General features: G+C 70.7%; 14 protein-coding genes and 1 pseudogene. 4 read left to right on the top strand and 11 right to left on the bottom strand.

Annotation, left to right across the window (positions count from 1 at the left end; all coding sequences use genetic code 11):
• Positions 1 to 67: 67 nt before the first annotated feature.
• From ABT294_RS07180 to ABT294_RS07170, 3 genes are all read right to left on the bottom strand, one after another.
• Positions 68 to 616 (bottom strand): YciI family protein, encoded by a 549-nt coding sequence (locus tag ABT294_RS07180; RefSeq protein ID WP_350804162.1) that lies wholly within the window; start codon positions 614 to 616, stop codon positions 68 to 70.
• Positions 617 to 690: 74 nt separating this feature from the next.
• Positions 691 to 1,476 (bottom strand): MerR family transcriptional regulator, encoded by a 786-nt coding sequence (locus ABT294_RS07175; RefSeq protein ID WP_350804161.1) that lies wholly within the window; start codon positions 1,474 to 1,476, stop codon positions 691 to 693.
• 156 nt (positions 1,477 to 1,632) lie between these two features.
• Complete coding sequence (locus tag ABT294_RS07170) at positions 1,633 to 3,177, bottom strand: serine hydrolase domain-containing protein (protein ID WP_350804160.1); 1,545 nt, start codon at positions 3,175 to 3,177, stop codon at positions 1,633 to 1,635.
• Positions 3,178 to 3,249: 72 nt separating this feature from the next.
• Between ABT294_RS07170 and ABT294_RS07165 the strand changes: the two genes are divergently transcribed.
• On the top strand, positions 3,250 to 3,609 hold the full coding sequence (locus ABT294_RS07165) for a recombinase family protein (protein WP_350804159.1): 360 nt from the start codon (positions 3,250 to 3,252) through the stop codon (positions 3,607 to 3,609).
• Positions 3,610 to 3,615: 6 nt separating this feature from the next.
• On the opposite strand, the gene ABT294_RS07160 is transcribed toward ABT294_RS07165, so the two are convergent.
• From ABT294_RS07160 to ABT294_RS07125, 8 genes are all read right to left on the bottom strand, one after another.
• Positions 3,616 to 4,815 carry an SMI1/KNR4 family protein gene (locus ABT294_RS07160; RefSeq protein ID WP_350804158.1) on the bottom strand — a complete coding sequence of 400 codons (1,200 nt, stop codon included), beginning with the start codon at positions 4,813 to 4,815 and terminating at the stop codon, positions 3,616 to 3,618.
• Between the two features lie 451 nt (positions 4,816 to 5,266).
• Positions 5,267 to 6,484, bottom strand: coding sequence for a Dyp-type peroxidase (locus ABT294_RS07155; RefSeq protein ID WP_350804157.1), 1,218 nt, complete (start codon positions 6,482 to 6,484; stop codon positions 5,267 to 5,269).
• On the bottom strand, positions 6,484 to 7,056 hold the full coding sequence (locus ABT294_RS07150; RefSeq protein ID WP_350804156.1) for a copper chaperone PCu(A)C: 573 nt from the start codon (positions 7,054 to 7,056) through the stop codon (positions 6,484 to 6,486). The genes ABT294_RS07155 and ABT294_RS07150 overlap by 1 nt, the downstream gene beginning before the upstream one ends.
• Before the next feature lie 156 nt (positions 7,057 to 7,212).
• Positions 7,213 to 7,773, bottom strand: a complete 561-nt coding sequence (locus ABT294_RS07145; protein WP_350804153.1) for an MFS transporter — start codon at positions 7,771 to 7,773, stop codon at positions 7,213 to 7,215.
• A gap of 107 nt (positions 7,774 to 7,880) precedes the next feature.
• Positions 7,881 to 8,834, bottom strand: a complete 954-nt coding sequence (locus tag ABT294_RS07140; RefSeq protein ID WP_350804152.1) for an NAD-dependent epimerase/dehydratase family protein — start codon at positions 8,832 to 8,834, stop codon at positions 7,881 to 7,883.
• A gap of 269 nt (positions 8,835 to 9,103) precedes the next feature.
• On the bottom strand, positions 9,104 to 10,663 hold the full coding sequence (locus ABT294_RS07135; RefSeq protein ID WP_350804151.1) for a hypothetical protein: 1,560 nt from the start codon (positions 10,661 to 10,663) through the stop codon (positions 9,104 to 9,106).
• A 75-nt stretch (positions 10,664 to 10,738) separates the two neighbouring features.
• Positions 10,739 to 11,383 (bottom strand): response regulator, encoded by a 645-nt coding sequence (locus ABT294_RS07130; RefSeq protein WP_350804150.1) that lies wholly within the window; start codon positions 11,381 to 11,383, stop codon positions 10,739 to 10,741.
• Positions 11,371 to 12,588, bottom strand: a complete 1,218-nt coding sequence (locus ABT294_RS07125) for a sensor histidine kinase (RefSeq protein ID WP_350804148.1) — start codon at positions 12,586 to 12,588, stop codon at positions 11,371 to 11,373. The genes ABT294_RS07130 and ABT294_RS07125 overlap by 13 nt, the downstream gene beginning before the upstream one ends.
• 116 nt (positions 12,589 to 12,704) lie before the next feature.
• On the opposite strand from ABT294_RS07125, the gene ABT294_RS07120 reads away from it, so the two are divergent.
• The 3 genes and pseudogenes from ABT294_RS07120 to ABT294_RS07110 all read left to right on the top strand — a co-directional run.
• Positions 12,705 to 13,412 carry an ABC transporter ATP-binding protein gene (locus ABT294_RS07120; protein WP_350804147.1) on the top strand — a complete coding sequence of 236 codons (708 nt, stop codon included), beginning with the start codon at positions 12,705 to 12,707 and terminating at the stop codon, positions 13,410 to 13,412.
• A complete protein-coding gene (locus ABT294_RS07115; RefSeq protein WP_350804145.1) occupies positions 13,409 to 15,814 on the top strand; it encodes an ABC transporter permease in 2,406 nt (801 codons plus the stop codon). The genes ABT294_RS07120 and ABT294_RS07115 overlap by 4 nt, the downstream gene beginning before the upstream one ends.
• Positions 15,815 to 16,231: 417 nt before the next feature.
• A pseudogene (locus tag ABT294_RS07110) lies at positions 16,232 to 18,088 on the top strand (polyprenyl synthetase family protein); the annotation flags it as partial.
• Positions 18,089 to 18,101 lie beyond the last annotated feature (13 nt).

Here is an 18,101-nt window from a genome sequence, read left to right as displayed (position 1 = left end):
GGCAAGAACTGGCCTCAGGTTCTCTTCGCGCGAGTTCTGGCCCCGCTTCGGCGACGGTCACGGCTCTTTACCGCCGCCCTCCGAAGTCCCAGTCGTGGACCTCGATGTCGGCGTACAGGTCCGGAGTCAGGACCGCGCGTGCCGTATCCGGGTCCGGCGCCCGGACCAGTGCCGCCGTGCCCAGCCAGGTGGTGCCGTCGTCGGACAGCAGCGGCCCATACGCGATCAGCTCGTCCCGGTCGGGTGGTGGGGCAAGGTCGGCTGCCTGCCCCGAGCCGAGGCCCAGCACGAGATACCGGTTGCCACCGTCCCGGTCACCGGGGAAATCCCACATGGTGCGCCCCAGCACGTTGCGCCACCGGCGCAACAGCACGTCCCGGTACGCACCGGCCTGGTAGTTGGGCTCGTCGAAGACGAACGCACGCGCAGTGGGGAGATCTGGCAGGTCGACGATGTGTACGCTGCCGGAGACCGTGCCGCTGTCGCGGTCGAAGGTCGGGCCGCGGGCGATCATCTCTGCCGCGTACCGGTCCATGTAGGACCAGTGCGCTTCCAACAGCTCGTCTCGCAGCGCCGCGGAGCCAGGCCGATCGCGGTGGTAACAGAAGAACTCCATGCCGAGAGTAATTACCATGTCTGTGGGCGGGCCCGTGGCCGGTCGCCGGGCCGAAGGACCGGAACGCGGCGCGGTCAATGGGAGTCTGGTCTGGGGATATGGACGCCGGCGGCGCGGAGTTCGGCCTCGAAAAGGGCGGCCAGCCGCGCCGCGGCCGGCCTCTGCTCTTCGCCGTGGTGGGCGATCAGCGTGTACCGGGTCGCGGCCTCGGTGCGGGCTTGCAGGCCGGTCACGGTCTTCAGCAGTGCGGGGTTGGCGAGGTAGTGGTCGGCCGCGGCGGTGGCGAGCTCGGCGATGCGGGGGTCGTCCGGTTCCCAGGCCACGGCTTCGGCTACACGCTTGAACAAGGCGACGAGCCGGGTGTCTTCGAGGGCGTGCTCGAAATCGGTGAGATAGTCGTCGAAGCCTTCTGGGACCAGGGCCCTGGCCAGCACCCAGCCCTCCCTGGTGGCCGCCACCTCGTCCGCGGGGAATCCGAGGCCGAGCATCCGCTCCAGCAGCGCCACAGCGCGGTCGGGCAGCAGAGCCCGGTCACCATCGGCGAGCCGATGCAGCGTGTCACGCCGCGCGATCAACTCCTCGATCCGTTCGGTGAGCTGCCGCGAGACGTCGGCGAGCGCGGTGGCGAACAGCGCGGCATCGGCGTCGAGCAGGGGCCGGATCTCGGCCAGCGGCACCCCGGCGGCGGCCAGCGTCCGGACCTGCACCAGCCGCAACAGATCGGCCGATCCGTACCGCCGGTAGCCGGAGCTGTCGCGTTCCGGCTCTTCGACCAGGCCGAGCTTGTGGTAGTGCCGCACCGTCTTCACCGTGACGCCGACGAATGCCGCCGCCTGCCCGATCGTGACTCCGTTCCTCATATGCTCAGCCTGCCTTGTGCTCGAACTCGGCGACTACGCACACCACAGCCGAGCATATGGACGGGCCACGCCGAGCCCGTTGAGCTCGACGTGGCCCGGTTCGCGTGCTACCTGATGCACGACCGGAGCCCCTCGAGACGTACGGGTCACAGGTGCTCAGTCCGTCGGCTGAGCCGGATCGGCCTGCCCACCGCAGAACACCTCGTTGACGAGTCTTTGTTGGGCGTTCTGGAATGCTGTTGCGATGGCCAGGTCGGCGTCGTCCACGCAGTTCAGCGCGGCGGTCAGGGTCTTGCTGCCGTCGGGTGTGCCGTACATCAGCGCCGCGTGGCCCACGGCGGCGCCGTTGTGGGAGATGACGGTGCCGCCGCCGTCCGTTTTCACCACGAACACTCCCAGGCCGTAGTCCATGTTCGGGATGCCCGTCGGGTGCGGGGTGCACATCTCGGCCAGCAGCGGGGCCGGCAGGAGCTTGCCGCCCAGCAGCGCGGAGATGAACGTGTGCAGGTCCTGGGTGGTCGAGATCATGTCGCCGCCGCTGGAGATCCAGGAGGGGTTCTGGCGGGTGATGTCGATCGTCTTCTGCTCGCCGGCGTCCTCGTACCGGTAGTAGGCGTGGGCGTGCGGCTCGGGGATCTCCGGCGAGGCGTCCGGCACCACGGTGCCCGACAGCCCGAGCGGCCCCAGGATCAGCCGGCGCATCTCCTCGGCGACCGAACGGCCGGTGACCTTCTCGATCAGCAGCTTGGCCAGCACGTAATTGGTGTTGGAATAGCTCCAGCCCGTCCCCGGCTCGAACCGCGCCGGCTTGGACAACGCCAGCTCCACCAGTTCCTGCGGCCGGTAGGTCTTGAACCGGTTGTCCATCCACTCCTTGCCCGTGGTGCTGTAGGGGATGGGGATCCCCAGCACGACCGTCCCGTCGTCGTAGACCTCGCCGCTGAAGTTGAACAGCCCGCTGGTGTGCTGCAACAGCATCCGCACCGTGATCCGCTCGTCCAGCCCGAACTCGGGCAGGTAGTCGGCCGCCGGGGTGTCCAGCCCGACCTTGCCCTCGGCCACCAGCTGCAGCACCAGGGTCGCGGTGAAGGTCTTGGTGCTGCTGCCGATCCGGACATGCCCGTTCGTCGGCGGCTTCGCGGCCCCGCCCAGCTCGGCCGCCCCGGCGCTGCCGACCCACTCGCCCCGCTCATCGTGCACGCGCAGCGACACCCCGACGAAACCGGAATCGACGATCTCCTCGATCGCCTTCTGCAGCTCCGGGCGATCCTGCCCGGCAGCCCCGCTGTCCGCAGTGGCCGCCCCGGCGGCGTCGAGGGCGGCGGTGATCTTGCGGGCCATCTCGGCTGCGATGGTGCTGGGCTTGCCCGGGTGGACCTGGGCGGCTGCGACGGCGAGGAGGATGGTGCTGCGGAAGTTGTCGGCTTCTGCCGGAGCTTGCTTGTCGAGCAGCTCCATGGCTGCGGTCAGGGCCGGCAGTACCCGGTCGGCGAGTTCGGCGACGGTCTTGCCCGTCAGTTCGATGTCCTTGGCCTTCGCGGCGAGCACGTGCCCGACCAGACCGGTCGCCGACGTCAGGGCGATGGAGGCATTCGTGGCGGCCTTGTGGGGCGAGCCGGTGGCGGCGGCCATCAGCGACAAGGCGCCGTACGCGGCGGTCCGCAGGGTGCTCTTGTCCTGGTCGGAAAGGGCGATGGACATGGTGGTTTGCTCCTTCAAATCTGTTTTGTCCGGTCGGCGTCGTGCCGCTGCGAGGAGCTTCCACCCTGACCCATGGTCAACCTCAACTGTGATCTAGCTCACAGCCACTCTTTGGGGGTTTGGGACAGCGTCGGGAGCAGGACAGGCGAACCGTTCCGCGCGGGATACTGCCGCTGTTCCACCGACCAACAGGATGTCGAGCTCCAGACCGATCAACTACTGAAGCTCGGCGTCCCGCGCGAGCGGATCTTCATCGACAAGGGGTTCTCCGGCCCGACACGCAAGAACCGGGTCGGGCTGGAGAACGCGCTCGCTGCGGATACCTCCGCTGTGGCGGCCGGGGTTTTGCTCGGCGAGGGCGGCGGTGGATCGTCTACCTCGTCCTCGCCGAGGATGACACCAGGGAGCCCACGGCCTGGGGATTATCGTTGAGCTCGATTAGCTGGTGGCGATCGCGTCGAAGCGGGGCGCGTCGGTGGGGTATCCCCAGCGGTGGCACTCCCAGGCGATGCGCCGGGCGCGGAGCCGTAGTGCGGTCGGGGCGCGGTCGGCGCGATACAGGTAGCTTTTCGATCCGAGTCCTCTCCCGAGCGGGGCGTCGGCGCGCAGGACTTCCTCGGCGGCCGAGGGGTTGCCGGTCAGCAGCCGCAGGAGGGCGCGGCGTACGTAGCCGAAGTCGTCGTCGGGGCAGTACGCGATGTGCTCCTCGGTCGCCGCACGCGCGTCGTCCAGCCGGCTCTGCATCAGGAGCAGCTCGACTCGCAGGCGGCGCAGCCGCGCGCTGTCGAAGGGCCAGCCGCACCGCGGGATCGTGTGTTCCACGAGGGTAAGGGCGTCGGCGACCCTGCCTTCCTCGCGCAAGAGCACGGCCTCCGCGAGCGCGATGCGCACCTCGTAGTCCGCCGGAGCGCCAACCGCGCGGGCTTGGGCGAGGAGGTCGCGCGCGTCGTCGTGGCGGTGTTCGTAGAGGGCGGGGTAGGCCCGCATGAGCAGCCGTAGGACCCTTACCTGCGGCTTTTCGTCGCCACCGGCGGGCGGCTGTGGGAAGAGGCTAAGCAGCCGCCGGTCAATGCTCCAGCCGGTCTCGTCGTGCACGGTGGCTTTGATCCGGTCCCCTAGCACCTCTCGCAGCGAGCGCTCAAGCCAGCCGTGGTACCACGCGCCGAACGACTCGGCCTGGGGGGCAAGCACTTCACCGACGCACGTCCAGTCGCCCCAGACCTGGCCTGCGGCGGGGCCGTTGACGACGAGGTGAGAGCGGTAGCCGCAGCCGTGCTCGGCGACCGGCAGCAGCCCCTCGAACGCGGCTTCCATGACGTCGTCGTAGTCCTCGTCGTCCGAGTCGGGCGGCTCCCACTCCTCCATGAACGGGAACGGGTGGAACCGCGCCCAGGCGCCGTCCGGCCGCAGCCCGTGAACCCCGTAGTACGGACCGGCGCCGCCGTTGCCGAGCCGTGTCAAGAATGTGCGGTAGTCGGCCGGAAAGCGCACCCCGGTCCGCGCCTCAACGGCCTCCAACGCGGCCTTGTCGAGCGGCGGCATGAACTGGTAGCGGTGCTCGTCGGCGCCGAAGAGTTCGAAGTTCGTGTCGTACTCACGGAGAGCGTCGATGCCGCGCCGGATGATGGCCAGATCCACTGCGACACCCTACTTGGGGCGGCGTATATAAGGGGCTGCGGATGTGAGGAGCCCAGGTCAGCGTGATGTGATGGCCCGGGACTCCCGAAGCCGTCGACCATGGCGGGCCGGTCCAGCTCCAGGTAGTGATGGACCGCGGCGAGCGCCTCGTAGGAGATCCAGGTGATGCGGAACCTGCGTCCCTTGGTCACCCCGCCGGGACCGGGGACGGGATCGGTGCCCGCGTCGCCCGGACCGGCAGGGGCGGGATCTCGTAGATGAGCAGCGAGCTGAACTCCTGCAGCCGCAGGCCCGTCGCCAGGGTTGGTTCCCCGATTCCGAGGCGCGCGAGGCCCTTCTTCTTCGGTGAGATCCGGTTTCGGTGTGCCGGTGGTCAGGACCGGGCCCGAGCGGCCTGAAGCCGGCCTGGACCGACAGGTGAGCACGAGCGGGTCAGCGCGGAAGGAGCGGATCATGTCAGCAGGCTCTGTCCGATCCAGCCGCCGGGCGGGCAGCCTGGCGGGATGGCGAACACGGCCGAGCCGATCGGCGTGGTCCATTCGTTGAGCAGGTCGGCCTCGGCCAGCCGCCGCTGAATGGGCAGGAACTGGGCGGTGATATCGGCCTGGTAGGAGGCGAAGAGCAGACCGCTGTCGGCGTGCCCGGCTGCGGTCAGGCCTTCGTCGTAGTTGTAGACGCGGCGGAAGATTCCCTTGCCCGGGTCGGTGCTGTGCGCGCGCCTGATGTGCGCGTATTCGGAGATGACGGGGAACCCGACCCCCGTCAGTTTGGCGAAGTCGGGAGGGTCGTGTTCGGCGGTTCCGGTCAGCGGGGCGCCGGTGTCCAGGCGGCGGCCGATGGTGAACTCCTTGGCGACCCGGTCGGCTGCGTCCCAGGTCTCCAGCTCGGCCTGGATACGCCGTAGCACCAGTGTGGTCCCGCCGTGCAGCCAGGTCGGCGCGTCGTTGCCGGCCCACACCGCGCGGTCGAAGGTCGGAGTGCCGGGGACGGGGTTCGCGGTCCCGTCGAGCTGGCCCATGATGTTGCGCTGGGTCAGTCCGGGGGCCTGGACGCCGGCGGCGCGCCGGAATCCGCGCTGGATCCACCGGACGCGGGTGAAGGCGCGGGCGTCCTTGATGATCATGCGGAGGGCGTGGGCAACGGTCAGCGGGTCATCGGCGCAGATCTGCACCAGCACGTCGCCGCCGTTCCAGCGTGGCTGCAGTTTGTCGATGGCGAAGCGTGGGAGAGGTTCCACCGATGCAGGGCGCGAATCTGCCAGGCCGGTCGCGGCGAACAGGCCGGGGCCGAATCCGAAGGTGACGGTCAGCCGGGCGGGCAGCACCGCCAGTTCCGGTTCGGTGTCGGCCAGGGCGGCACTGCCCTGACTCAGGCGGCGGGCGTCATCGCTCAGCAGCCGCATCATCCGGGCCACCGCCTCACGGCCGACGCCGCTACGCAGGTCCAGGCCGACGAAGACGGCGTGGGCCTGTGGGGTGGTGGCGATCCCGGCTTGGTGCGGGCCGTGGAAGGGCTCCACGGCTGAGCCGTCCACCTGAACCGGTGGAGCCGCCTGCGCGTCGGCCGGTGCGGCTTGGCGTGTCGCCAGGACGCCGGCTGCCGCGGCGGCGCTTGAGGCCAGCAGGCCCCGCCGGGTCAGGCGAGGTCTGCTGCCGGTGTGAGCATCCATCAGCTCTTGTCCTCGCCGCCCATGTCCATACCGCTCTTGCCGGGCCGGTAGTCCTCCTTGCCCCCGGCGAACTCCTTCCCGATCGCGGTGAACTGGACGGTGCCGCCATTGGCGAGAGTCAGGGTGAAGGGCACCTCGGCACCGGGCTCCACCTTCCCGGTGATGCCGATCAGCATGATGTGGTCGCTACCGGGCGCCAGCTGGTGGGAGCCGTGGGCGGGGACGACGAAGCCGCCCTTCTTGGGGCGCATCACCATCTTGCCGCCGGAGTCCACCACCTCATGCAGCTCGACCTTGGGAGACAACGGCGAGGCTCCGGAGACGACCGTCAGTTCGGTGTCGGTGTTGTTGACCAGGGTGCCGAAGGCGGCGGTCATGCCCTTCTCGCTGGTCTTGACCCAGGGGTCGGTGATGGTCAAGGGGGTCGAGGCAGGCGCCGCGGCGGCCGCGCGCGACGGCGAGGCGGACGTGGTGGCCGAGGTCGAGTCCTGGCCGCCGCAGCCGGACACGAGCACAGCGGCGGCGAGCGCCGCGGCGGGAAGGAGGAGGGTACGCGGACGCGGAGAGTACATGGTGGGGCCTTTCACGGCAGGCCTCGGCGGCCGGTGGCGTTGCCACCGTGCCGTAGGCGGATCACGCAGGGTCGCTTGACGCGGCCGCGACGACGGCGGCCGCACGGGCCCGGCCGGGGCCGGGCATGGTGACGGCCTCCAGCCTCACCGCAGAGATCAGCTGGAGAACGCGAGGACCTGCGTGGACGGTGGGCCGCGCCGGGGCGCGGCGTGCGCCAGTGCTACCGAGCGCAGCCGGCCCGGCTCGGACGCCGTCACCACGGCGACCGGCTCGTGGACCGGGTACAGGAAGGCCACCAGTACCCGGCACAGCCGCGCGGCCATCCGGTGCAGCAGCCCCCACAGGGCGGCCTCGCCACGGGCCAGCCACAGGGCGATCAGCCCTGCTGCCCCGGCATGCGCGACGAGCATGCCGGCGCTGGTCGCCAGCCCTTCGTGGGCGTGGCCGAGCGCCGCGTGTGCGGCAGGAGCGTGGCTGAGGGAGAACAGCGCGTGCAGCACCGCCTGCATTCCTGCCAGCAGCGGCAAGATCACCGCCAGCGGGCGCTCGCGCCCTGAGACGGCAGCCGCCGCCCCGAACGCCAGCAGCAGTCCTCCGACCATCACCGGCCCCGCGACCGACCCCCCGCCCAGGAGGTGCGCCAGCACACTCAAAGCCAGGCACACCACGGCGAACACCGCGGCGCGGGCTAGGCGAAATGGCAGGGAAGCGGTCATGGCAGGCTCATCATCCCATTCCGCCCCCTCGCTCCGGAATCCACCACCGTGCCCTGCCGCCGGTGCAGCGTCCTCAGGTCAGGGTTGGGTCCCGGGTTTCCTGCCTTCTAGCGCTCGTTTCCGGCGCGCAGCCAGGCCAGGTAGTCGGCGACCGCCCGCTCGGTGTCGTACTCGGGCTCGAAGCCGGTGTCCTCGCGCAGTCGGGTGGTGTCGAGCCAGATGCCGGGCGCGGCGGAGTCGCGGCCCTCGGGGAGGTCGACGCGGGCGTCGGGGACGAGCTTCCGGATCGCCGCGACGACCTCTGCGTTGGTCGTCAGCCTGCCCGAGGACACGTTGTAGGTGCGATGGGCCAGCCGGTCCGACAGTTGGAGCAGGGCGATGGCCCGGCCGCAGTCCTTCACGTAGCACAGGTCGATCCCGTCGCCCGCGTGCGCACCGGCCCGCAGCGCCGACAGGTCGGGGACGGCGCCGCGGGCGGCGGCGTGCACGAGTTGGGGCGCGGCGAAGAACGGCGAGTGGGGGTGGCCGAGCGGGCCCCAGATGGCGGCGATGCGGTAGTTCACCACGTCGAGCCCCAGGGCGCCGGCCAGGTGGTCGCCGAGCAGTTCGCCGATCTTCTTGAACGCCGGGATCGGGTGAGGGGACGTCATCGGCAGCGGCACGTCCTCCTTGAGCGCGCCTTCGCGGGCGACGCCGCCGTACACGCCGATCGTGCTGGCCAGCCCGAGCCGCGTCACCTGCCACTCACTCGCGGCGCGGAAGACGTTCAGGAGGCTGCGCACGGCCTTGTCCGCACCCTCCAGGGGCTGGTACGCCCCCAGTGGCCAGGGGACGGAGCCGGCGAGGTGCACGATGCCGGTGATCTTGTGACGCTCGCCGAGCGCGAGGAGGGCCGTCTCGTCGGTGAGGTCGAGTTGCTCGACGACGACGCGGTCGTCGGCGAGCAACTCGGGCGCCACGGGGGCGCGGCGCTGGACGAGCAGGCAGGACTCGCCCAGGTCGAGCAGCGCCCGCGTGGTGTGCGTCCCGATGAAGCCCAGTCCGCCGGTGATCAGAATCATGTCAGCTCCACAAATCATCAGCTCTGCTGACAATCAGTCTAGCCCCGGAAAAGGTGATGGAGAACCACGTTGCCCTTCGTGACAGAGCCGCCATCCGCGGCCACTAGGAGAGGTCTTTCACCAGCGGAAACGGCCTCTCGTGGCGTTCGGCCGGCCACGATCCACCGGGCTGGACCCGGGTAATGGCCGCAAGCGCCGCATCGGGTACGGCCCGTGAGGCGGCATCCCCGGCGGTCCGTACGGTGGTGGGCCTGCGTGAGGGCGCCGTCTCACTTCCCGGTGGTGCGGGAGGCCAACTGCTTGGCAACGTCCTTGAGCGGAGTCAGCACCCGCTCCACGCCGAGCGCGGTGGTGTCGGAGTCGGGGCCTGTGGTCGTGGCCACGGTGGACAGGCCGCCGAACGTCACCTCGACGACCTGGCCGCCCACGCGGTAGACGATGGTTCCCTCGCGCCTGTTGACGATCTGTGTGTCGGTTCTGAGCTGCGCGAAGGCCTCCTCGCCGATGCCGGTCAGCGTGATCGGCCTGCTCTCCTTCGCCAACTGCTCCTGGGACGCACCGGCGGATACGGCCGCGGCGGCCTTCTTCTTCTGCTGGAACGTGGCGCGGGCCGCGGCTGCTCCTTCCTTCATGGTCGTGACGTGCACCCGTAGGTTCACCAAGTCGTACGTGGTCTCGCCGCTGCCGTCAGGTTCGAAGATGCTGCTCCAACTGCACGTCGCCCAGCGTTCGCCGGGGTTGTCCTTGTTGCGGCCGCTCGTCCGGGCCTTGCCGACGTATTTCCGCACGGTCTGCTCGGGGAGCGCGTTGCACACGTCCTGGCCTTTGGAGGCGGCGGTTATCCGGGTGACCTCGCCGTTCCTGTCGTCGCGCTGGACGTCGCCCTTGAGCAGGGCGGCGGACAATGCTTTCGCCGCGTCCTGCGCGGAGCTCATCACCTGCGATTCGGAAAGCTGTTCGTAGCCGCCGTTCAGGCCGGGCAGGCTGTCGTATCCACCGTAGGCGACGGTTACCAGGGCCCCGGACAGCAGAAAAGTTATCTCGGCGTCCACGCCTTTCGTCCGTGTAGCCGTGCTCACGGACGTGAACGCGTACGACGCCTCACCGAGGCCGGGAACGCCGGCCAGCTTGCCGAACCTGGACCCCGCAGGCGGAGCGCTCAGCATTGCCTGGACGTTCTCCTTTTTGATGGCGAAGTGTTGTTTCGCGTCGAAGCCCTTTCGGGTCTTCTCGTACGTGGTCACGATCACTTCAAGGTCGCGTTTCTGCTCGACCTTGCCCTGCGGCTGCTCGCCCGACTCCCAGGTACAGGTGCTTTCGGTGGACGACATCGTGGAAGTGTCGTCCGCAGGGTTTTCCTGCGCGTTGCGCACGAGCTTCTTCAGGAGGCCGGAGGGGAAGATCGAGCAGAGGTCCGCGCCCTTGAACGAAGCCAGCTTGGCGGCCGCCCGCTTGGTTTCGGAGGTGGTCCCTACCGTCTGCTCGCCGTCCTCGCCGTCGGAGGACAGCAATGCGAAGGCGCCGGCGCCACCGCCGCCGAGCAGGACGAGGGCGAGGATCCAGGCGATCAGGATGCCCGGCCGGGTACCACGCGTCGGCCCACTCGCCGGTCCCTGACCACCGGCACGCCCGGGACCGCCCGCCCAGCCTGCTCCGGGACCGCCCGGTCCAGGAGCACCGGCCCAGCCTCGGCCGGAGTCTCCGGGCCCGCCGGGACCACCGCGCTGTGCGGGGTGCGGCGGGCCCTGGCCCGGCCCTCCCCACTCCGGTCCCGCGGGGCCGTGCATCGGGTCGCCGGGGCCTCCTGGTCCTTGGGGCGGATACGACATGGCCGTCGATGCTACGGGACCGGGTTGGCATGAACTTGGCGTCCGCGACGCGGGCGAAGCCGGTTGGATTCCCAGTCAGGCCTTGAGATAGGCGAGCACGGCCAGCACCCTGCGGTGGCCGCTCTCAGAGGGTGGCAGGTCCAGCTTGCTGAAGATGTTCCTGATGTATTTGTTGACCGCGCCGTCGCTGACGACCAGTCGCTCGGCGATACCCGTGTTGGAGTGGCCCTCGGCCATCAGCCCCAGCACTTCCCGTTCGCGAGGCGTCAGCCGGTGCAGCGGGTCGTTCGCGCGGCGCCGTACCAGGAGTTGGGCGATGACCTCGGGGTCGATGACGGTGCCGCCGCCTGCCACCCTGCGCAGGGCGTCGACGAACTCGTTCACCTTTCCGACACGCTGCTTGAGCAGGTAGCCGACCCCGCCGGCGCCGTCCTGAAGGAGCTCGGCGGCGGAGCTGTCCTCCACGTACGACGACAGCACCAGGATCGGTAGACCCGGCACCCTGGTCCTGGCTTCGACTGCGGCGCGCAGCCCCTCGTCGCGAAAGTCCGGCGGCAGCCGCACGTCGACCAGGAGGGCGTCCGGTGCGTGTTCGGCGACGGCCTCGAGCAGGTCTGCGGCGTTGTCGACGGCCGCGGCCACCTCGATGTCCTCGCTGGCCAGGAGCATGGCCAGGCCCTCGCGCAGCAACGCGTCGTCCTCGGCGATCACAACCCGCACGGCAGCTCCACTTTCACCACGGTCGGCCCGTTCGGCGGGCTGGTCAGCATCGTACGGCCACCCAGAGCGGCCACGCGCCGGTCGATTCCCGCCAGCCCGCCGCCCGGTCTGGCGCCGGCACCGCCGCGACCATCATCCTCGACCTCGACCACCAGGAACTCGGCCTCGGTCCTGAGGCGCACGCGGGCGGAGGCGGCGCCACTGTGTTTGGCGAGGTTGGTCAGCGCCTCGGCGACGGCGAAGTACGCGGCGGTTTCCACCGCGGCCGGCAGCCGCGGGAAGTCGTCGACCGCGATGGCGCAGGGGACGGGAGAACTCGCGGCCAGCGCCGCGATGGCGCCGTCGAGGCCGCGCTCGGTCAGGACGGGCGGGTGGATGGTCCGCACCACCTTGCGCAGGTTGGTCAGCGCGTCGGAGGCCGCTTCATGCGCGCGTACCGCCAGCCGCTGGGCGGGCTCGGGGGCCTCGGCCAGCGCGCGTTCCAGCATGCCGAGGTTCATGAGCACGGCGACCAGGCGGTTCTGCGTCTCGTCGTGCAGGTCCCGTTCAATGCGTTTGAGCTCCAGTTCGTGCGCCTCCAGCGCGGCGGCGCGGGCGGCGCTCACAGCGGCCAGCTGGGCCCGCTTCGGCGGGCGGAGCAGGACGCGGCTGAGCCGCGCGGTCACCTTCGCCAGCGGTACCGGCACAAGAAGGCTGAGCAGCGCATAGCCGAGCCCGATGACGATCCCGCTCAGTGCGGCGGGCCAGGAGTCGATGGAGTAGCCGAGCAGAGATGTGCCCGGCACCACCTGCCACCACAGCGGCACGGTGAAGGCGTTGACAGCGAACAGCGGTAGGGCCAGCGCGAGATATCCGGCCGCCGTTCCTGCCACTCCGTGCACGAACAGCCAGGAGACGTCGCGATAGACCGCCGGGTCCGACAGCGCGGTGCGTATTCGCCGCGACAGCGCCCCCTCCAGCGGCTGGTACCGCTCGGGCACCGGGGTGCCGAGCAGCGCGGCGGCCCTGTGCCGTTGCCTGGAGGCCAGCTTGCGCGTCCAGGACGTCAGCGACGGCACGACGGCCAGCCCAACGCCGGTCGGGATGAGCGCGGCGGCCACCATGACCGCGGCGAATGTGATCAGCGCGAGCAGTCCCATGGCCAGGTCGGTGACCAGGTAGCGGACCGCCCTGCAGGAGGCGAGAAAGCGCGTGCGGACGTCCACGACCGACATTGTGCTGGATATCGCGGACTGCGATGTCAGGGTGGTGCCAGCACCACCCTTGGTTCACCCATCGATGGGATATCGGCATCCACGCGGCCGAACGTACGTTTTCGTCCGTGATTCAGGTTGAAGAACTACGCAAGACCTACGGCAGGGTGGACGCTCTCGCGGGGGTCACCTGCGAAGTGGGTGCAGGCGAGTTCGTGGCGGTCATGGGGCCTTCCGGATCGGGCAAGAGCACGCTGCTGCAGTGCGCCGCCGGGTTGGAACGGCCGACGTCCGGCAGGGTCAGGTTGGCGGGTGTCGAGGTCGGCGAGCTGGACGAGAGCGGCCTGGCGGCGCTGCGCAGGGAACGGCTCGGGTTCGTCTTCCAGGCGTACAACCTGCTGCCCGCCCTCGACGTGGCCGACAACATCACCCTGCCGCTGCGGCTGGCGGGGAAGCCCGTCGAGCGCCGCGATGCGGCCGAGGCGGCGGCCCGGGTCGGCATGGCCGACCGGCTCACCCACCGCCCGTCCGAGCTGTCCGGAGGGCAGCAGCAGCGGGTGGCCCTGGCCCGTGCGCTGATCACGACTCCCGAGGTGATCTTCGCGGACGAGCCGACCGGCGCGCTCGACACCCGCAGTGCCCGGCAGGTTCTGGAGTTGCTGCGCGAACTGGTCGATCAGAGCGGGCAGACCGTGGTGATGGTGACCCACGACCCGGTGGCCGCCTCCTACGCCCACCGGGTCGTCTTCCTCGCCGACGGCCGCCTGGCCGGGGAACTCGACGCGCCGTCGTCGCACCTGGTGGCCGAGCGCATGACGAAGCTGGGGGACTGGTGATCTGGCAGCTCGTCAAGGCGGACAAAGGCGGCCTGGCCGGATCCTTCATCGCCCTGCTGGCCGCGTCCGCGCTGATCACCGCCTGCGGCGTCATCTTGGCGTCAGGCCTCGGCGGCGGTGTCGCGCCCGAACGCTACGCCGCCGCGCCGATCGTCGTCGGTGGCCTCGACTCTGTGGACGGCAAGCCGCTGCCCGAACGCGCCCCGGTACCGCGCTCGCTGGCCGACAGGATCGCCCAGGTGCCGGGCGTCCGCGCGGCCGTCCCCGATGTCGGCTTCCCCGTGGACGTGGTGGGCGAGGAGTTCGTCGCCGCCCAGGGGCACGGCTGGGCCTCGGCCGCGCTCGCCCCGCTGCGGCTGCGCTCGGGCCGCCCACCGGCGGCCGACGGCGAGGTGGTCGTCTCCGAGACGATCCCCGCCGACGCCAAGATCGGCTCCTACCGCGTGGTGGGCGTGGTCGCGGGCGCCGCCCGACAGCCGCTGGTGTTCTTCACCGAGGACGAGGCCGCCAGGCTGTACGGCAGGCCGCACCAAGCCGACGCGATCGGCGTCCTGACCGGGCCGGGCGCGCCGGACGCCGACGACCTGGCAGGTCGGATCGAACAGGCGCTGTCAGGCCAACAGGTGCGTGTCGTCACCGGCTCGTCCAGGAGTGGCGTCGAGTTCGGTGACGTCGGGCAGGCTCGCGGCGACCTACAGGCGATGGCAGGCTCCTTCATCGGCGTGACCGTTTTGATCACCATGATGGTGGTGACGGGCACGCGTTCGCTGGCCGCGCACCGCAGGCGCCGCCAGACCGCGCTGCTGCGTATCGTCGGTGCCTCGCCGAGCCAGGTGAGCAAGATGTTCGCGCACGAGATGCTGGTGATGGCGCTGATCGCCGGACTGCTGGGCGGCCTGCCCGGCGCGATGTTCGCCAGGCTGCTCCTACAGGCGCTGGCCTGGGCCGGGATGGTACCCGCCGACTTCGCGGTGTCCTCAGGGCCGATCCCCTACGTGGCCGCGGTCGCCGCCTGCGTGTTGATCGGGCAGTTCGCCGCCTGGGCGGTCAGCCGCCGCGAGCTGCGCGTTCCGCCCGCCCGGGCCCTGGCCGAGGCGTCGCTGGAACAGCCACGCATGAGGCCGGGAGCCGTGGCGGCCGGGACACTGCTCCTGCTCACCGGAACGGCGGCGGCGCTGCTGCCGCTCTGGCTGCACGGGATCTTCGGGGTGGCGCTGGCCGCCTCGGGCGGACTCATCATGATCATCTCGCTGGTGATACTCGGACCGCCACTGGTCCGCGGCGGCGCCCGTCTGCTGGGGCCGCTGCTGCGCCGCAGGTTCGGTGCCGAAGGGTACTTGGCGGCTGCGAACTCGCTGTCAAGCTCGCGCCGCCTGGCGTCCGCCGTGTCGCCGATGATCCTCGCCATCGGGTTCGCGCTGATCCAACTCGGCACCGCCACGACCGCGGCCGCCGGAGCCGAGCGCGACGTGGCGGCAGGCGTGCTGGCCACGCACGTGCTGCGCGGCGGGCCGTACGGGCTGGATCCGGCGGTGGCGGCCGACGCGCGCACCTGGCCGGGCGTCGAGGCCGTCACCCCGGTGGCCCGTACGGGCGCCCTCGTGGAGACGACCATGCTGGACAGCCCGGAAACGCTGGAGTACCAGGCACAGGGAATCGGCTCGGCGCAGGCGCTCGACCTGGGCGTCACCGAAGGCAGCCTGGATGCGCTCGGGACGGGAACGGTGGCGGTCAGCGTCAGCGCCGCAGAGACGCTCGGACTGAGGCTGGATTCCACGATCAGAATCCGGCTCGGCGACGGCACACCCCTGCGCGCCCGCGTGGTGGCCGTCTACCGGCGCGGGCTCGGGTTCGGCGATCTCACCCTGCCGCGTGACATGATCCTGCAGCACACCGCGTCTCGCCGGGACGACTCTGTGTTGCTGCGGGTGCGTCCCGGCGCTGACATCTCGGCCATGATCGCCCGGCATCCGGGCGTGACCCAGAGCGACATGTCCGCCGCCGCGCAGCGCGACCAGGCCGCCGGCCTGCTGACCAGCGCGCTGCCTCTCGTGCTCGTCTTCGGATACATCGCCGTGTCCGTCGGCAACTCCCTCGTGCTGTCGGTGAGCGAGCGAGGCAGGGAGTTCGCGCTGATGCGGCTGGCGGGAGCCGCACACGGGCAGATCATGCGGATGATGCGCGCCGAGGCGTTGCTGGTCGTGGCGCTCGCCGTCGGGCTGGGCACGCTGGCGGCCGCGCTACCGCTGGCGACGGTGAGCTACGGCCTGACCGGTACGGCGCTGCCGTACGTTCCGCCGTTGATGTACCTGGTGATCGTCGGGGCGACGTCGTTGCTGGGCGCGGCGTCGATCCTCATCCCTGCCCGGATCGTCCTGCGCGCTGAGGGGAGGTCGTCATGAGCAAGTGGACGTGGATCCTGCTGATCCTGGCCGTCATCGTCGTCATCAACGTCGCGCTGACGGTGTGAGCCCGTCAGCCTGGAATCGCGCCCCACAGGAGGGCACTGCGCCCACGACGTCGAGCACGCCGGGTTGTGGCAACCAGCAACCTCCAACGCGTCTGGGTGGCCGGTGTGGCACCCCATCCACCATGATGACGATCCGCAACCAAGAGACTGCGGACTGTCGTCAACGAAGGAGCGTGGACACGTGGCGCGAAAGCCGAACGTCGAGATCGGGGGAGCGGAGAGCCGTCGCGGTGCGTACGGCGACGTCGTCGAGGCGGACGCGCACGACCTCCCGCGCCGCGACTGTGGTTACGACGCGTGGCGGTTCGCCGCCGGTCTGCGCGGCGAAGGCGGGGAGCGGCACCGGCTGATGATCACTTTCCTCGTCCACCGCACCACCAGGCCGGACGGCAGCCCGCTGCTCTCCCACGGCTGCGGCTGGACGCACAGCGTGCCCGAGAACTCGGCGTACCGGGGTCAGACGTGGCGCGATGCCGGCGCGGTGGAGCTGATCTGCCTCGACACGTCCAGAGGGTGGGACCCGTCGGTCGGCGAGGCGGTGCGGGAGGCGTGTTCCGGCGGGCGGTCGATCGCCCCCGACCGCCTGCTGCCCGGCCCGGTCACCCTGGCGGATGACCGGCTGCACCTCGACTTCGGCGGCGTCGCAGCGGTGTCCGCACCGGCCGACGGCGCCTACCACGTCGTCCTGCGCGACGACCACGAGACCTGGGAGCTGCGGCTGAGGGCGCTCAAGCCCGCCCTACGGGAATCGTTGCACCTGGGGGCGCCGCTCGGCGTGGACGAGACGCGCTCCACCTTCCTCGTGCCCCGTCTGGCGGCCGACGCCACGTGGAGCCGTACGGGGCATCCGGCGGTCCGGATGACCGGCCTGGCCCTGTACCAGCGGGCCTTCGGCGCGGCCGAGCTGCCGCAGGACGGCACCGCCCCGCAGGTCGACCACGACCGGACCTGGGTGGCGCTGCACCTCGACAACGGCTGGGACGTGGTGGCCTTCCAGTCCGGCACCGCCGACGTCGCCGGCGGTCGGGTGGCCCGGCGACCCGCGTCCGCGGTGCTGGTGGCCCCGGACGGCACCCGGCAGGAGGTGCCGGCGCGCCTCGACCCGGGCGAGTCCTGGACGTCCATGACCACGCTCACCTCCTATCCCACCGTCTGGCGGATCGACGCGCCCGAGGCGGGCCTGTCGCTGCGGGCGGCCGCCTGCTTCCCCGAGCAGGAACGCCACACCTTCGTCGGGCTGGGAGCCCTGCTGGAGGCCGCCGCGACCGCCGAAGGAGAGCTGCGGGGCGTGCCGGTGCGCGGCGACGGCCGGCTGGAGGTCCAGCCGGTCAACCGCATCATCGACTTCGAACGCCACATGGAGGGGCTGCGTGACGTCACCCACGCCGAGGTCGTACGCCTGTATCCCGACGTCCCGGAGCACACTTCCATCACGGCGCTGGCGGGGCTCGCCCCCGGCTCCCGGTGGCCGGTCGACGTCGTCGCCGAACCGCTGCACCGCTCGCTGGTGGCGCCCGTCCGGCACCTGGCCGACGCCATGGGCAAGGGCTGGCGCAGCTACGCCGCTGTCGCCGCGATGGAGATGCAGGGCGTCGACAGCCGGCCGTACCAGGCGCTGACGGCGCTCGCCGAGCTGATGCACACCGCCAGCCTCATCGTCGACGACGTCGAGGACAACGCCCCGATGCGCCGAGGACGGCCCGCCGTCCACACGGTGTTCGGCCAGGCCACCGCCATCAACACCGGAACGCACGCCTACCTCGTCTTCGACCAGGTCGTACGCCACCTGCTGCCCGACGACCCGGAGCGGCGGCTCCTCCTCTACCAGGCGTACCTCGACGGCATGCGCCGCAACCACGCCGGCCAGGCACTCGACATCCTCGGCCACCACGACGTCATGGAGGCCGCCGTAGCGACCGGCGACGCCGCCGCCGTGCTCGAGCGAGTGCGCACCACACACCGGCTCAAGACCGGCGGAATGGTACGCGGCCTCGGTGAGTTCGGGGCGATCCTCGCCGGCGCCGACGGCGAACTGCTGGCCGCGATCGGCTCGTACTTCGAGACCGTGGGGCTGGCGTACCAGATCAGCGACGACGTCGCCGACCTACGCGCCGTGCTGGCCCCTTCCGACGATCCCGGCTCCCGAGTCGCCAAGCTCCCTGGCGAGGACATCCGCGAAGGCAAGGTCACCCACCCCCTGGCGCACGCCGTCACCCTGT

This window comes from Nonomuraea sp. NPDC000554, from assembly GCF_040300065.1.
In the GTDB taxonomy this organism is placed as follows: domain Bacteria; phylum Actinomycetota; class Actinomycetes; order Streptosporangiales; family Streptosporangiaceae; genus Nonomuraea.
This window is presented reverse-complemented; position numbering and strand designations above follow the sequence as displayed.

Coding starts and splice junctions, on each gene's coding strand:
- ABT294_RS07180 (WP_350804162.1), bottom strand. CDS start 616: ATGGAGTTCTTCTGTTACCACCGCGATCGGCCTGGCTCCGCGGCGCTG.
- ABT294_RS07175 (WP_350804161.1), bottom strand. CDS start 1,476: ATGAGGAACGGAGTCACGATCGGGCAGGCGGCGGCATTCGTCGGCGTC.
- ABT294_RS07170 (WP_350804160.1), bottom strand. CDS start 3,177: ATGTCCATCGCCCTTTCCGACCAGGACAAGAGCACCCTGCGGACCGCC.
- ABT294_RS07165 (WP_350804159.1), top strand. CDS start 3,250: ATGGTCAACCTCAACTGTGATCTAGCTCACAGCCACTCTTTGGGGGTT.
- ABT294_RS07155 (WP_350804157.1), bottom strand. CDS start 6,484: ATGGATGCTCACACCGGCAGCAGACCTCGCCTGACCCGGCGGGGCCTG.
- ABT294_RS07150 (WP_350804156.1), bottom strand. CDS start 7,056: ATGTACTCTCCGCGTCCGCGTACCCTCCTCCTTCCCGCCGCGGCGCTC.
- ABT294_RS07145 (WP_350804153.1), bottom strand. CDS start 7,773: ATGACCGCTTCCCTGCCATTTCGCCTAGCCCGCGCCGCGGTGTTCGCC.
- ABT294_RS07140 (WP_350804152.1), bottom strand. CDS start 8,834: ATGATTCTGATCACCGGCGGACTGGGCTTCATCGGGACGCACACCACG.
- ABT294_RS07135 (WP_350804151.1), bottom strand. CDS start 10,663: ATGTCGTATCCGCCCCAAGGACCAGGAGGCCCCGGCGACCCGATGCAC.